This window comes from Pseudomonas farris (assembly GCF_019145235.1).
Lineage (GTDB): Bacteria > Pseudomonadota > Gammaproteobacteria > Pseudomonadales > Pseudomonadaceae > Aquipseudomonas > Aquipseudomonas farris.
This window is the reverse complement of the sequence record NZ_JAHSTV010000005.1, coordinates 322,233-335,421: the sequence shown is the minus strand read 5'-3', so window position 1 is coordinate 335,421 and position 13,189 is coordinate 322,233. Positions and strand designations below refer to the sequence as shown.

Sequence of the window (13,189 nt, the reverse complement as noted above, 5' to 3'; positions counted from 1 at the left end):
AGTAGAGGGATGGATTATCCGAAAAGTGTGCCCAGCGCCGGGTTGGTGAATGGGAAGTTTGTGGATGAGAACCCGCTGACCGGGACGCCGGGATCGCTGATTCCGGCGGATTGGGGGAATGGGGTGACGCAGGAGATTGTGAATGTCATCAAGGCTGGGGATCTGACTCCGGACGAGACGAAGTACGATCAGTTGCTGCAAGCGATTCAGAGCGTGTCCGCCAAGGGCTGGAATCTGGATTCGGCGTTGCCAATCGGCTCGCTGCCGACGGCTACGGTGGCGACGGCGGATGGGCGTTTGCCAGTGACTGCGATTGCTGTGGCTACGAATGGCGGCAAGGTTTCGATTCCGGCGGGGGTGTTTGTCAGCATCGGTCAGGAAGTCGTTGCTGGGCAGTTGGGCAGAACCCGGACCTTTAGCACTGCGGCTTGGAGCAGTCTGGATCTGTTGCCTAGCACCGTATATTTCCTCAGGGCACAAGTGGTCGGCAACATACTGACGTTTTACATGCAACGCGGTGCTTTGAACGACGCACAACCTGAGGGGTTGAAGGGCACAGTCAACGGCACAGCAGGCGGTGGATTTCAGTCCACGCCGCTGGATATGTGTATTGCGTGGGTTTCAACTTCTGCACCCGGTACCACGCCTACGGTCCGGTTGATCTATAACCGTTCTACGTTGTGCTGGACCAGAACGGTGAACGGTGATGGTTTGATTTATCTGCCTCTGGATCCTCTTTCCCGGGCTGCACGTCTAGTCGTCGGCAATCCGATACCTCATCCGACAGCTATCACCGTTGTGGGCTTTGCTCCGGGGGGATGGCTCGGTGGTAACTATTCATTTCTGAGTCCGGCAGCGACGACTGCGAGCGGTTGGAACGGGTGGAGTACTGCTAACGATGCCGTCCGAATATTTACCAGTAATGTCCTGAACGACACGACGATTTCCACACTGGCGGCGAGTTTTGACCATACGCAGGCGCGCTCGCTCTGGCAGGCGTATCAGGCCGAACATACCTATGGTGCCGGGATCGCCGACAGCGACGAACTTTTGCTGAGCATGGGTATCAAGGCTTTTTCTCAATCAGATTATTCGAATGGTATTGCGATCAATTTCAGCGCTGCAGTCAATGTCAATTTTACTTGGGAGTTGATTCGATGAATGTCATTCAAGAACTTCACCTGTTTGAAAATGAACTACGTCCTGCTCAGCCCTCTCCATCCCATGATTGGAATGGTGAAACGTGGGTGTTGGACTCTTTGAAAGTCGCAGAACTGGAACAACAGGAAACCGAACGTCTCTGTGCCAAAGTCGATGCCGCGGCAGACAAAGCACGCATTGCCCTGGCCGGTGATCCACTCAAAGCCATGGAATACGCCCAGGCCGCCGCTGACGCCCAAGCCTTTCAGGACGCGGGCTACCCGAAAAAAGACGTACCGCTGGCCGTCTCCGCATGGGCCGTCAAAGGCCGAACGGCCAAACAGGCCGCCGAGCAGATCCTGAGCAAAGCCGCACAACTGAGCGACAACTTACTGACCCTGCGCACATTGCGCCTCAAGGCCAAAACGCAAATCCGCGCGAACGCGGCCAAGGGCAATATCAATCTGGCCCGTAGTGTTGGCGATGAAGCGTTGGTGGCTATTCGTGAGTTCGTCAGCGGTCTGGCTGACTAGGCAAAAGCCATTCAATTCCCTTGTTCAGGCCCACGTATCCGTGGGCTTTTTTTTCTTGAATAACCGTGGTCGCGATTGCACCGATAACCGCATCGACACGGTTCATTTGTTATTTCAGAGGAACGAAAGACGTATGGATTATCCAAAAAGCGTGCCCAGCGTCGGCTTGGTCAACGGCTGGTTTGTCGATGAAAATCCCATCGTCGGGACACCGGGATCGTTGATTCCCGCGACCTGGGGCAATGGCGTGACACAAGAGATTCTGAACGTCATCAAGGCTGCGGGGCTGACACCTGACGAAGCCAAAAATGACCAATTGGTGCTGTCGATTGGCGCATTGGTCGATTTCACCAAGATGAACAACACCCCTACCACACTAAGTGGTTACGGCATCACCGATGCCGTAGGCCGACTGTTGGCGGTCAAGCAATTCGATACTGTCGGGATCACGGTCTACCGCCCCAATCCCAAGGCCAAACGAATTCGCGTGCGGTTGGTGGGCGCCGGTGGTTCCGGGGCCGGCTGCCCGCCTGTCGCGGCGACTTATCAAAGTTTGGGCGGTGGCGGTGGCTCAGGTGCCTATGCCGAAAGTCTCTATGACGTGAGCGCGGAAATGTTGGCAGGGATACCTATTACATTGGGAGCTGGAGGTGCCGCGCGCAATGCGATGGGGGCTGCGGGAGGCGGCGCTTCCTTCGGGTCCTACATGAGCGCAGCGGGAGGTTATGGCGGACAAATTCTGACGTTTGTAGCAAACACCTCCGGATTTGTTCAGGGAGGCGCGGGAGGGCTGGCTGTAACAGGAGGAAATCTGGCCAACGCTCGCGGTATTCACGGTGGTTATGCGATGAGCAACACCAACTGGGGGCTTCTATCTGGAGCGGGAGGCGCCAGCCCATTCGACGGTGGTGGCTCTTTCACAGGCGTGAACGGCAATGGTAATCCCGGCGCGCGAGGTTCAGGAGGCAGCGGCAGCTGCTCGACCAATGCTTCGGCCTCGTGCCTGAGCGGACCCGGCGGCAATGCCTTTTGTGAAATCTGGGAGTACGAATAATGGCCGTTTATGCACGTGTAGAAGATGGAGTCGTTGTTGAGTTGGTTGATACGGGCGACTACGAGATTAACCAATTATTTGCTCCGGATTTTCTGACCTCGATGGTACGTGTACCCGAAGGTGTTGATGTAAAGCCAGGCACTTCGATTAGCGATATAGGACAGACCTTCGAGCTTCCCGTTGTATTGGGTGCATCAGGTATGGCTGATACATCGGATACAAAGCGCGAAAATCCATGGGCGCAGGAACGTGTCTGGCGCCAATCCATTCTTGCGAGCAGTCAATGGCTGACGACGCGCCATCGTGATGAGCAGGAGCTTGGACGCGTTACAACGCTCACGGTGAAACATCACTTGGAGTTGCTTGAGTACCGACAAGCGTTGCGCGACTGGCCTGCCGCTGAAAGCTTTCCAGCTATAGCTGCCCGGCCGGAGGCTCCTGATTGGTTAGCCGATGCTATTGGCAGGGATTGTTTCGACGTATAGGAGAGGTTGACATGGATTATCCGAGAAGTGTGCCCAGTGCTGGTTTGGTAAGTGGGAAATTTGTGGATGAAAATCCGCTGACCGGTGTGCCGGGATCGTTGATTCCAGCAAGTTGGGGGAATGGCGTTACGCAGGAGATTCTCGGGGTTATTGAAAGTGTCGGGGAGATTCCCGATGAGAATGATAACGCTCAGTTGAAAACCGCGATTACCAGTCTGATCGCAAAAAAGCAGACTGAAAGCCTGGCGGGTCAAGAGGACGCAGAGGCAGGCACCAATATCGCTAAGCTGATGACCCCGCTGCGTGTTTTTCAGGCTATTGCAAAGAAAGTGGTTCAGGCGACGGAAGCAGTTGTGGGCATTGCAAAAATAGCCTCACAGGCCGAGGTCAATGCTGGAGTAAGCGATGCGTCCATGGTGACACCCAAAAAACTGAGACTTGGATTTTTGGTGAGGCTTGGCGCCTCTGGGTATATCGTTTTTCCTTCCTGGATGGGTGGCCTCATCATTCAGTGGATCACCGGTTCTGCAAGTCAGGCCGCCAATGGTGGTTATGGTGATCTCAATTTATGGCCGTTGGCGTTTCCCAATGCACTGTTTCTCGCTGTTGCAACTCATGAAGGTACGGCCTCCGGAACTTTTTTGACATGGACTAATAATCTGTCAGTGAGTCGACTTGTGGGGATTAATGTGCGTTGTCCGGATTGGCCTACAAACTCAATCGCCGCTAGGGTTATCGGAATAGGGTATTGAATATGTATTATTTTTCCCCTGCTACTTCAGGTTTTTATCATTCAGGGTTACATGGGGCAGATATACCCTCTGATGCGTTCGAAGTTAGCGAAGAGGAGTATGGCTCGCTGGTAATCGATGCACCTGAAGGCACAGTGCTCTCCTTGAACAGTGATGGGCACCCGGAGCGGATTTTACTGGCTGTGCAATCCAGTTCAGACATTGAAAGGGCTTGGCGAAGCAAGGCGCTGGAAATGACTCAGTGGCTTATCGTTCGTGATAGTGAAGAGTTGGAAATGGGTGAAGGCACAACATTGACCGCCGTGCAGTTCAAGGAGTTGCTTGCTTACAGGCAGCAACTCCGGGATTGGCCATTGGCGCCGAATTTTCCTGGAATCGAATATCGCCCTGTCAAACCCGGCTGGCTTGAAGACAGCCTTCGAAAAAACAATTAAGCCTCCTTTTAACGCAAGAGAGTGGATAGATTGAAATGTCTGTCACGAACGAAGAAGTTCTAAGCATCATGCCAAACGCCCGCTCCCAAGCGGGCGTTTTCATTTCCGCCCTGAACACCGCCATGTCTCACCGCAACATCAACACCCCCAAACGCATCGCCGCCTTCCTCGCGCAAGTCGGTCACGAATCGGGGCAGTTGCAGTACGTACGTGAACTGGGCGGCACTCAATACCTGAGTAAATACGACACCGGCACCCTGGCCACCCGTTTGGGCAACACTCCAGAACCCGACGGTGACGGTCAAAAATACCGTGGCCGAGGCCTGATCCAGATCACCGGCCGCAACAATTACCGTCAATGCAGCCTCGGCCTGTTTGGCGATGAGCGTCTGCTGTCTCTGCCTGAACTGTTGGAGCAGCCTCAGTGGGCGGCCGAATCAGCAGCATGGTTCTGGGAGCAGAACGGCTTGAATGAACTGGCCGACCGCGATCAGTTCAACAGCATCACTCGCCGGATTAATGGGGGGCTTAACGGGTTGCAAGATCGTCTGGAGCTCTGGGCGCGGGCGAGGGCGGTGTTATGCCAGCCTTCGGTCTGATCGGTTGGCGACTGATTGGTCTGCTGGTGTTGGCCGGTTGTTCGGCGGCATTGGCCTGGCAGTTTCAGGATTGGCGCTACGGCCGGCAACTGGCGGAGCAGGCCAGGCTGCACGCCGAGACCCTTAATCAACTGACACTAACGGCGGCCACCGAGCAACAGGCTGAACAGAACAAACGTCTGGCCTTGGAACAACGGCTGTCGGCCAGTGAACAAACCCATTATCGAGCGCTTAGCGATGCCGAACGTGATCAAGGTCGCCTGCGCGATCGTCTTGCCACTGCTGATGTGCGCCTGTCAGTCCTCCTCGATGCCCATGACGCTGCCTCAACCTGTGCAGTGCCTGCCGCTTCCGGCACCGGCGGGGTGGATCATGGCGCCTCGCGAGCCCGACTTGACCCGGCGCATGCTCAACGAATTATCGCCATCACCGACGCAGGCGATAGCGGACTGATTGCCCTGCAGGCGTGTCAGGCCTATGTCAGAGCCCTCGTTCGCTAACATTTTGATCGATCCTGAACCTTGCAAGCGTGATCGGCTCGTGTACGGTAGGCCTCATTCCGCTCGATCAGGAGAGAGTCGTGAAAGATATCACTCAGCTGGCCGCTGAACTTGGCAGACGCTTGCAGGTTCTCAATGCCCATGTCACCACCGCCGAATCCTGTACCGGTGGCGGGATTGCCGAGGCGATCACCCGCATTCCGGGGAGTTCAGCCTGGTTCGAGGCCGGTTATGTCACGTACTCCAACCGCCAGAAAACCCAGCAACTGGATGTCCCGGCCGAGTTGTTTCCAACCGTCGGGGCGGTCAGTCGCGAGGTAGTCGAGGCCATGGTCCGCGGCGCGCAGGAAAAAAGCCGGGCGCGTTTTTCCGTGGCGGTCAGCGGTGTGGCAGGGCCGGATGGCGGTTCGCCGAGCAAGCCCGTGGGCACGGTGTGGCTGGCCTGGGGTGTCGGTGAGCAGGTGTTCAGCGAGGTGCAGTACTTTCCCGGTAACCGTGACGAGGTCCGCCGACAAACGGTGAAGGCCGCGCTAGAGGGGCTGCTGCGGCATGCCGCTGGAGAAATCTCAAATCAGGGGTAGGCGATCCTGAAACGCTGTGGAATAATACTGGCTACTTATACAGGTGTTGGCCGTCAGGCCTTATTGATTACGTGAGGACTTTAATGGACGACAACAAGAAGAAAGCCTTGGCTGCGGCCCTGGGTCAGATCGAACGTCAATTCGGCAAGGGTGCCGTAATGCGTATGGGCGATCAGGACCGTCAGGCGATCCCGGCTATTTCCACTGGCTCTCTGGGTCTGGACATCGCGCTCGGCATTGGCGGTCTGCCAAAAGGCCGTATCGTTGAGATCTACGGTCCTGAATCCTCCGGTAAAACCACCCTGACACTGTCGGTGATCGCCCAGGCTCAAAAAGCCGGCGCGACCTGCGCATTCGTCGATGCCGAACACGCCCTCGACCCTGAGTACGCCGGCAAACTGGGCGTCAACGTCGACGACCTGCTGGTTTCCCAGCCGGATACCGGCGAACAGGCCTTGGAAATCACCGACATGCTGGTGCGTTCCAACGCGGTAGACGTGATCATCGTCGACTCCGTGGCCGCTCTGGTGCCAAAGGCTGAAATCGAAGGCGAAATGGGCGACATGCACGTGGGCCTGCAAGCCCGTCTGATGTCCCAGGCGCTGCGTAAAATCACCGGTAACATCAAGAACGCCAACTGCCTGGTGATCTTCATCAACCAGATCCGTATGAAAATCGGCGTGATGTTCGGCAGCCCGGAAACCACTACTGGTGGTAACGCGCTGAAGTTCTACGCATCGGTTCGTCTGGACATCCGTCGTACTGGCGCGGTGAAAGAAGGTGATGAAGTCGTCGGTAGCGAAACCCGCGTCAAAGTCGTGAAGAACAAGGTGGCTTCGCCGTTCCGTCAGGCCGAGTTCCAGATTCTTTACGGCAAGGGCATCTACCTCAACGGTGAGATGATCGACCTGGGTGTTCTGCACGGTTTCGTCGAGAAATCCGGTGCATGGTATGCCTACGAAGGCACCAAGATCGGTCAGGGCAAGGCCAACTCGGCCAAGTTCCTGGCGGACAACCCGGAGATCGCCGCGAAACTTGAGAAGCAACTGCGCGACAAGCTGTTGACTCCAGCGCCGGACGTCAAAGCATCGCCAGTCAAAGAGACGGCTGATGACCTGGCTGACGCTGATATCTGATTGATCCGATGACCGCCGTACTCGATACACTCGTCGCGGTGCGGCGAACCGCAATGGACCTGCTCGCGCGACGCGAGCACGGTCGAGTCGAGCTGACGCGTAAACTGCGTCAGCGCGGCGCCCTCCCGGAAATGATCGACACAGCACTCGACCGCTTGACGGAAGAGGGCCTGTTGTCCGAGTCCCGTTACCTCGAGAGCTTTGTTTCCTACCGTGCCCGTTCCGGTTATGGCCCTTTGCGAATTCGTGAAGAGTTGAGCCAGCGCGGTCTGCAACGTACTGACATCGAACTCGCTTTGCGCGAGAGCGGTATCAACTGGCAGGAACAACTGGAAGACACCTGGAGGCGCAAATTTGCTGGGCACTTACCGATAGACGCCCGGGAACGTGCCAAACAGGGCAGGTTCCTGAGTTATCGGGGATATTCCATGGAAATGATCAGCCGCTTGTTCAGCGGCCGAGGGATGGACGATTGAATGAACGGCTCGCTATTTCGATAGCGGGCCGTTTTTTTGCCTCACGTTACCTTGGACGGTTCCCGTGTGCGTTGTTGCGCCTGGGGTTTGGACTGGGCCCAGTTTTCCGGCAGGTTGATGTAATCCACCAACTCCCGCAGACGACCATGATCACGGGCGTTGAAGGTGAAGGAAAGTCGCGCCAGATGGCTGAACTGCGGTTCGTCGTGCTCCTCACCGCTGTAGGCGTGTTGATGGAAGTGATCGCTCAGGCACAGGTCGGCGAATGCCTCCTGCATGTGTTCAAGCGCCCGGTCGCTGAGTTTGTGGTTCATGCGAATCACGAACTGATGCTTGAGCCAGCGGCTGGAGTGGAAGTTGCTGTAGAACTGATTGATCTGCTCCACTGCCTCTTCGGCACTGTAGACCAGACTCAACAGCTTCATGTCGGTTGGCAGGATGTAGCGATTTTCCTCCAGTTGATGATGAATGAAGTCCAGCGCGCCTTGCCAGAACTTGCCGCCCGGCGCATCCAGTAGCACCACGGGCACCAATGGGCTTTTGCCAGTCTGAATCAGGGTCAGCACTTCCAGCGCTTCATCCAGCGTACCGAAACCGCCCGGGCACAGGACCAGCGCATCGGCTTCCTTGACGAAGAACAGCTTGCGGGTAAAGAAAAAGTGGAAGGGCAGTAGATTCCCGGTGCCATTGACCGTGGGATTGGCATGCTGCTCGAAGGGCAGGGTGATGTTGAATCCCAAGCTATGTTCCAGGCCGGCACCTTCATGGGCCGCCGCCATGATGCCGCCACCGGCACCGGTGATGACCATCATGTCCGAGCGCGCCAGAGCGGCGCCAAGCTCTCGGGCCAAACCATACAGTGGGTGTTCTATCGGCGTGCGGGCCGAGCCGAAAACGGTGACTTTGCGTCGTCCCTTGAACTGCTCCATCACACGGAAGGCATGCTCGAGTTCGCGCAAGGCTTGCAGGGTGATCTTGGCATTCCAGCGGTTGTGATCTTCCTGGGCCATGCGCAGCACAGTCAGGATCATGTCGCGGTAAATCGGGATGTTGGGGCTGTTGGGTGAAACCAGGTTGAGTTGTTCTTCGACCTTGCTGGTGAGGTCGTGGCCGCTTTCTTGAAAATGACGGCTCAGGAGGTCATTCGGTTGGTAAGGCATTCAACTTCTCCTTCTGCACAGAACCCTTGGCCCGACAAAACAATCGTCGGCGCCGCGACACCCCTTGTGTCGCTGTCTGCCCAAGCCCTTGCCTGGGCGCTCCATCTGACTCGGTTGCAATCGAGCCATCCATACGGGCTCTGCTTATCCCTTGAATGAAAGAAACGTTCGCACAATAAGGCACGCAATGGGCAGCCCCTTTTCTGCCCGGAAAAAAATCAACGTGAACACTTTGAATTTAGACCCTCGCAACGATTTTTGCTGCTTGATCATTGCGCCGCAAAGTCTTTCCTGGCAACCGCTTATTGACGATTTGCAAGGTGCTTTCACCGCTCGTCTGAACGCAAGCCGTATGTCCTGCGCTCTGATTTACTAAGTTACAGGCGTGACACGACAACTTTGCGTCAATGGCAGGACGCAACGTTTTAGCAATTCAGGGATTTATCGCGTGATCAACGACGATCACTGCGTGCAGGGAGGCGGTAAACCATGCCCAGAGTCACTCTGGAAATCGATGCGCAACTGTATCGATTGCTGAAATTATCAGCCGAGACTAATCATTTGAGTCTTGAAGAGGAGTGCTGCCGGCGTCTGGAGGGCGGAGAGCGACGTTCGCGCTACTTGCAGGCGCTGTTGGCAGAACTGCGCGCCGAGGATGAACAGCGGCGCGCCAATTCTCGTTGATTACTTTTTCTTGGCCGGTGTGGCTTTCGGGCAATCCGATTCCTGGAAGCTTGCGGAGCCGACCGGGCGGTTGGATTTCACTTCGGTGAAGTCGTAACGCATGATCGCGCCCTTGGCCATCAGCTTGCGGAACCCCTCGTTTCTGCAGACGGAGGCGCCAAGCTGGAAGTACACGGCTTTCGGATCGGCGCGCATCTTGTCGGCGTGGCTGCTCTGAACACTCAGATGGTTGATCAGCTGATTGCCTTCGACGGTATAACCCTGATCCTGAATGTCTTCGTTGATCGCCCGTGGCGTGCCGACACTGCTTTGTACGGCGACGTTTCGCAGCTCTCTGTTCAGATTCTGCTCACTCAAGGACGCAGCCTGAGCACTGAAGGACGACGCCAGCAAAACGGCAGCGGTGGGAACGATAAGGCGCAGCATGAAACTCTCCTGGTTCAGTGACTGGTGGTTCGACCAGCCACGTGACTGTGCGTTCAGTGGCGGCGAATTATAGGGGAGCGCGCCTGGACGGTACAGGCTTGCGCCGGCCGCTCTGGTAAACTGCTGGCCTTTATTGCCTTGCCGAGTGCCGTTTGTGTCGAGTTTTCCTGTCTACCGGTGTTGCCTACGATGAACCACGCCCCCAACGCCGTAGCCCTCTTGCGTGATCAGCGAGAGGAAGAGGGCATCAAGCCGATTCAGGCCCGTGGCTGGCGAGCAACCCGTTGCCGTGCCTGCCGTGTGATTGAGAGCCACTGCCTATGCGCCTGGCGCCCGCAGGTCGACACCCGTAGCGGCGTGTGCCTGATCATGACCAATAAAGAAGTGTTCAAACCAAGCAACACCGGTTGGCTGATTGCCGATGTGGTGCGCGACAACCATGCGTTCATCTGGTCGCGCACGGAAGTTGATGAACAACTGCTGGCGCTGTTAGCCGACCCGCAATGGCAGCCGTACCTGGTGTTTCCGGGTGAATACGTCGAGCCCGAGCGAGTGACCCACAGCGTCGAGATCGACGGCACCAAGCGCCCACTGTTTATTCTGCTGGACGCCACCTGGACCGAAGCCCGGAAGATTTTCCGGAAAAGCCCCTATTTTGATGCGTTCCCGATTCTGAGCCTGCTTCCTGAGAAGCTTTCACGGTACCGATTGCGCAGGTCCACTCGCAGCGAGCACCTGTGCACGGCCGAAGTGGCGGCGCTGTGCCTCGATCTTGCCGGTGATACAGACGCTGCCTCTGCGCTGGACGCTTATTTTGATGTGTTCAGCCAGCATTATCTGGACGCTAAACATCAGCTGGATATGAATGTTGCAACACCGGCCCACGCCGAGCTGATGCCCTTTGTGCAGCACGCGGCGCCCGTCATCTGCTGAACATCGCCCATACTGCAAAGAATCAGGCTCGCTAGCGGGGGGGCACGCAACTTGACCACCCCGGCTTCGCTGGGCATGCTTGGCGCCGATTAGGGCGCGGCCAAGGTTTGAAACGCTGCTTTTTTACGTAATTGGCGTTGAACGTGCCCTGTTGGTGCTGCTGCGTGGCTGCACCTCGAGTTGTTTTGGCGAGGCCTGAAATGCATCAGGCGTCCCCATAAAAAACAGGATCATTTGAAAAATGGCCACATACGAAATCCTGATTGCCGATGACCATCCTCTTTTTCGTAGCGCCCTGCATCAAGCGTTGACCCTGGGCCTGGGGCCGGATGTCCGCCTGGTGGAAGTGGCGAGCATTGCCGAGCTGGAAACCCGTCTGGACGAAAAGGCCGACTGGGATCTGGTATTGCTGGACCTGAACATGCCGGGGGCTTACGGTTTTTCGGGGTTGGTGCTGTTGCGTGGGCAGTACCCGCAGATTCCGGTGGTGATGGTGTCGGCTCAGGAAGAAGCGTCGATCATGGTGAAATCCCGTGAATTCGGCGCCAGCGGTTTCATTCCCAAGTCCAGTGATTTGAGCGTCATTCAGAAAGCCGTACGCGCGGTGCTGGATGGCGATGTTTTCTGGCCGCCCCAGGCCTTTGAAGCGGTCAGCGTTTCCGCCGAAGCCAAGGCTGCCAGCGAAGGCCTTGCCAGCCTGACACCCCAGCAGTTCCGGGTGTTGACCATGGTCTGTGAAGGTTTGCTGAACAAGCAGATTGCTTACGAGTTGAGCGTTTCCGAAGCGACGATCAAGGCCCACGTCACGGCCATTTTCCGTAAGCTGAATGTGCGGACCCGGACTCAGGCAGCGCTGCTCTTGCAACAACTTGAGTCAATTTCGAGCAACTAAGGAGCTACGTGTTCACGCTTTTTTGACTTTGCTTCATCTAGCTTTCCCACTCCTTTTTGGTCAGTTGCCTACTTTATGTCACCTTTCAAAGGCCAGACCGGCCTCAAACGCATCCTCAACGCCTCTGGTTACTCTCTGGACGGCCTGCGCGCGGCCTTCACCGGTGAAGCGGCCTTCCGGCAACTGGTGTTGCTCAACGTTATCCTGATTCCGCTGTCGTTCTTCCTGAACGTCAGTCGTGTCGAGCAGGCGCTGCTGATTGCGGTCTGCCTGTTGGCCTTGATCGTCGAGTTGCTCAATTCGGCGGTGGAGGCGGCCATCGACCGCATTTCCCTTGAGTTGCATCCACTGTCCAAGAACGCCAAAGACATGGGCAGCGCCGCTCAATTCGTGGCGTTGAGCATGATCGCGCTGGTGTGGGCGGTGATTCTGCTTTAAGCGATGGTGGGCAGAACGATCTCGTCGCTGCGCTGAACCCCGGCGGTGAACGCGCGGCACAGTTCGAGGAATTCGCGCATCGCCGATGTCTGATATTTCTGCTTGTGCCAGATGAAATAGAACTGCCGCGCCAGATCCAGATCCGGTGTTTCCACTGGCACCAGGCTGCCGCGGCGGAACGCATCGCGCAGCGCCAGGCGCGAAATGCAGCCAATCCCCAAACCTGATTCCACCGCGCGCTTGATCGCTTCGGTGTGTTCCAGCTCCAGGCGAATGTTCAGCGCGCTGCGATGGTGTCGCATGGCCTGGTCGAACGTCAGCCGGGTGCCCGAACCTTGTTCGCGGAGAATCCACGCCTCATGACTCAGCTCCTCCATGGTCGCGATGCCGCGTTTGGCCAGCGGATGCTGAGGAGCACAGAACACCACCAGCTCATCTTCGACCCAGCTCTGTACTTCGATGTCCGGATGACTGCAATCGCCTTCGATTAGACCCAGATCAATTTCATAGTGCGCGACCTGTTGCACGATGTTGGCAGTGTTCTGCACATGTAGCTTCACCTGGCTTTCCGGATGGCGCTGCATGAAGCTGCCGATCAGCAGGGTGGCGAGGTAATTGCCGATGGTCAGGGTCGCGCCGACCGCCAGGGAGCCGAAACCGGACTTGCCGTTGAGCAAGTCTTCAATTTCCTTGGCCTGGTCGAGCAGGGCCACCGCCTGCGGCAACAGCTGTTTGCCGAGGGCGTTGAGGCTCAGCCGTTTGCCGGCGCGATCGAACAGCTGACAGCTGCACTGACGCTCTAGCTCGGTGATTGAGGTGCTCGCCGCCGATTGCGAGAGGTTGAGCGTCAATGCAGCACGGGATACGCTTTCCTGCTGGGCGACGGCGACGAATACTTGAAGTTGACGGAGAGTAAATCGCATATCGATATAACCGATAACCCTTATCTTAATAATCCAGTTAACA

General features: G+C 56.7%; 18 protein-coding genes. 15 read left to right on the top strand and 3 right to left on the bottom strand.

Features of this window, described 5'->3' with window-relative positions:
* The first annotated feature begins 9 nt into the window (after nucleotides 1-9).
* The 11 genes from KVG95_RS12895 (at nucleotide 10) to recX (ending at nucleotide 7,690) form a co-directional block, all read left to right on the top strand.
* Nucleotides 10-1,161: a phage tail protein gene (locus tag KVG95_RS12895; protein ID WP_217856720.1), complete on the top strand. Its 1,152-nt coding sequence runs from the start codon at nucleotides 10-12 to the stop codon at nucleotides 1,159-1,161.
* Complete coding sequence (locus tag KVG95_RS12890; RefSeq protein ID WP_217856719.1) at nucleotides 1,158-1,673, top strand: phage tail protein; 516 nt, start codon at nucleotides 1,158-1,160, stop codon at nucleotides 1,671-1,673. The genes KVG95_RS12895 and KVG95_RS12890 overlap by 4 nt, the downstream gene beginning before the upstream one ends.
* Before the next feature lie 133 nt (nucleotides 1,674-1,806).
* A complete protein-coding gene (locus KVG95_RS12885; protein ID WP_217856804.1) occupies nucleotides 1,807-2,727 on the top strand; it encodes a glycine-rich domain-containing protein in 921 nt (306 codons plus the stop codon).
* Nucleotides 2,727-3,212, top strand: coding sequence for a phage tail assembly chaperone (locus tag KVG95_RS12880; RefSeq protein ID WP_217856718.1), 486 nt, complete (start codon nucleotides 2,727-2,729; stop codon nucleotides 3,210-3,212). Before KVG95_RS12885 ends, KVG95_RS12880 begins: the two co-directional genes overlap by 1 nt.
* Before the next feature lie 11 nt (nucleotides 3,213-3,223).
* Nucleotides 3,224-3,964: a gp53-like domain-containing protein gene (locus tag KVG95_RS12875; RefSeq protein ID WP_217856717.1), complete on the top strand. Its 741-nt coding sequence runs from the start codon at nucleotides 3,224-3,226 to the stop codon at nucleotides 3,962-3,964.
* Nucleotides 3,965-3,966: 2 nt separating this feature from the next.
* The gene (locus KVG95_RS12870; RefSeq protein ID WP_217856716.1) at nucleotides 3,967-4,398 is read left to right on the top strand and encodes a phage tail assembly chaperone; all 432 of its coding nucleotides are present in this window, start codon (nucleotides 3,967-3,969) and stop codon (nucleotides 4,396-4,398) included.
* Between the two features lie 35 nt (nucleotides 4,399-4,433).
* Complete coding sequence (locus KVG95_RS12865) at nucleotides 4,434-4,997, top strand: glycoside hydrolase family 19 protein (protein ID WP_217856715.1); 564 nt, start codon at nucleotides 4,434-4,436, stop codon at nucleotides 4,995-4,997.
* On the top strand, nucleotides 4,979-5,497 hold the full coding sequence (locus KVG95_RS12860) for a lysis system spanin subunit (RefSeq protein ID WP_217856714.1): 519 nt from the start codon (nucleotides 4,979-4,981) through the stop codon (nucleotides 5,495-5,497). The genes KVG95_RS12865 and KVG95_RS12860 overlap by 19 nt, the downstream gene beginning before the upstream one ends.
* An 80-nt stretch (nucleotides 5,498-5,577) precedes the next feature.
* A complete protein-coding gene (locus KVG95_RS12855; protein ID WP_217856713.1) occupies nucleotides 5,578-6,078 on the top strand; it encodes a CinA family protein in 501 nt (166 codons plus the stop codon).
* An 83-nt stretch (nucleotides 6,079-6,161) separates the two neighbouring features.
* Entirely contained in the window at nucleotides 6,162-7,214 is a 1,053-nt protein-coding gene (gene recA, locus KVG95_RS12850; RefSeq protein WP_007907270.1) for a recombinase RecA, read from the top strand.
* Between the two features lie 8 nt (nucleotides 7,215-7,222).
* Complete coding sequence (gene recX, locus KVG95_RS12845) at nucleotides 7,223-7,690, top strand: recombination regulator RecX (RefSeq protein ID WP_048393833.1); 468 nt, start codon at nucleotides 7,223-7,225, stop codon at nucleotides 7,688-7,690.
* A 41-nt stretch (nucleotides 7,691-7,731) separates the two neighbouring features.
* Here recX and KVG95_RS12840 read toward each other — a convergent pair whose 3' ends face one another.
* On the bottom strand, nucleotides 7,732-8,850 hold the full coding sequence (locus KVG95_RS12840; protein WP_123360605.1) for an LOG family protein: 1,119 nt from the start codon (nucleotides 8,848-8,850) through the stop codon (nucleotides 7,732-7,734).
* Between the two features lie 489 nt (nucleotides 8,851-9,339).
* Between KVG95_RS12840 and KVG95_RS12835 the strand changes: the two genes are divergently transcribed.
* Entirely contained in the window at nucleotides 9,340-9,534 is a 195-nt protein-coding gene (locus tag KVG95_RS12835) for a hypothetical protein (protein WP_007907277.1), read from the top strand.
* Here the strand turns inward: KVG95_RS12835 and KVG95_RS12830 are convergent, their stop codons facing one another.
* Nucleotides 9,535-9,960 carry a PA3611 family quorum-sensing-regulated virulence factor gene (locus KVG95_RS12830; protein ID WP_048393838.1) on the bottom strand — a complete coding sequence of 142 codons (426 nt, stop codon included), beginning with the start codon at nucleotides 9,958-9,960 and terminating at the stop codon, nucleotides 9,535-9,537.
* 189 nt (nucleotides 9,961-10,149) lie between these two features.
* On the opposite strand from KVG95_RS12830, the gene KVG95_RS12825 reads away from it, so the two are divergent.
* The 3 genes from KVG95_RS12825 to KVG95_RS12815 all read left to right on the top strand — a co-directional run bounded on the left by KVG95_RS12825 (nucleotide 10,150) and on the right by KVG95_RS12815 (nucleotide 12,223).
* The gene (locus KVG95_RS12825) at nucleotides 10,150-10,893 is read left to right on the top strand and encodes a tRNA-uridine aminocarboxypropyltransferase (protein WP_217856712.1); all 744 of its coding nucleotides are present in this window, start codon (nucleotides 10,150-10,152) and stop codon (nucleotides 10,891-10,893) included.
* Between the two features lie 241 nt (nucleotides 10,894-11,134).
* Nucleotides 11,135-11,785 (top strand): response regulator transcription factor ErdR, encoded by a 651-nt coding sequence (erdR, locus tag KVG95_RS12820; RefSeq protein ID WP_007907284.1) that lies wholly within the window; start codon nucleotides 11,135-11,137, stop codon nucleotides 11,783-11,785.
* 75 nt (nucleotides 11,786-11,860) lie between these two features.
* On the top strand, nucleotides 11,861-12,223 hold the full coding sequence (locus KVG95_RS12815) for a diacylglycerol kinase (protein ID WP_008010143.1): 363 nt from the start codon (nucleotides 11,861-11,863) through the stop codon (nucleotides 12,221-12,223).
* On the opposite strand, the gene KVG95_RS12810 is transcribed toward KVG95_RS12815, so the two are convergent.
* Nucleotides 12,220-13,146: a LysR family transcriptional regulator gene (locus KVG95_RS12810; protein ID WP_007907288.1), complete on the bottom strand. Its 927-nt coding sequence runs from the start codon at nucleotides 13,144-13,146 to the stop codon at nucleotides 12,220-12,222. The genes KVG95_RS12815 and KVG95_RS12810 overlap by 4 nt on opposite strands.
* Nucleotides 13,147-13,189 lie beyond the last annotated feature (43 nt).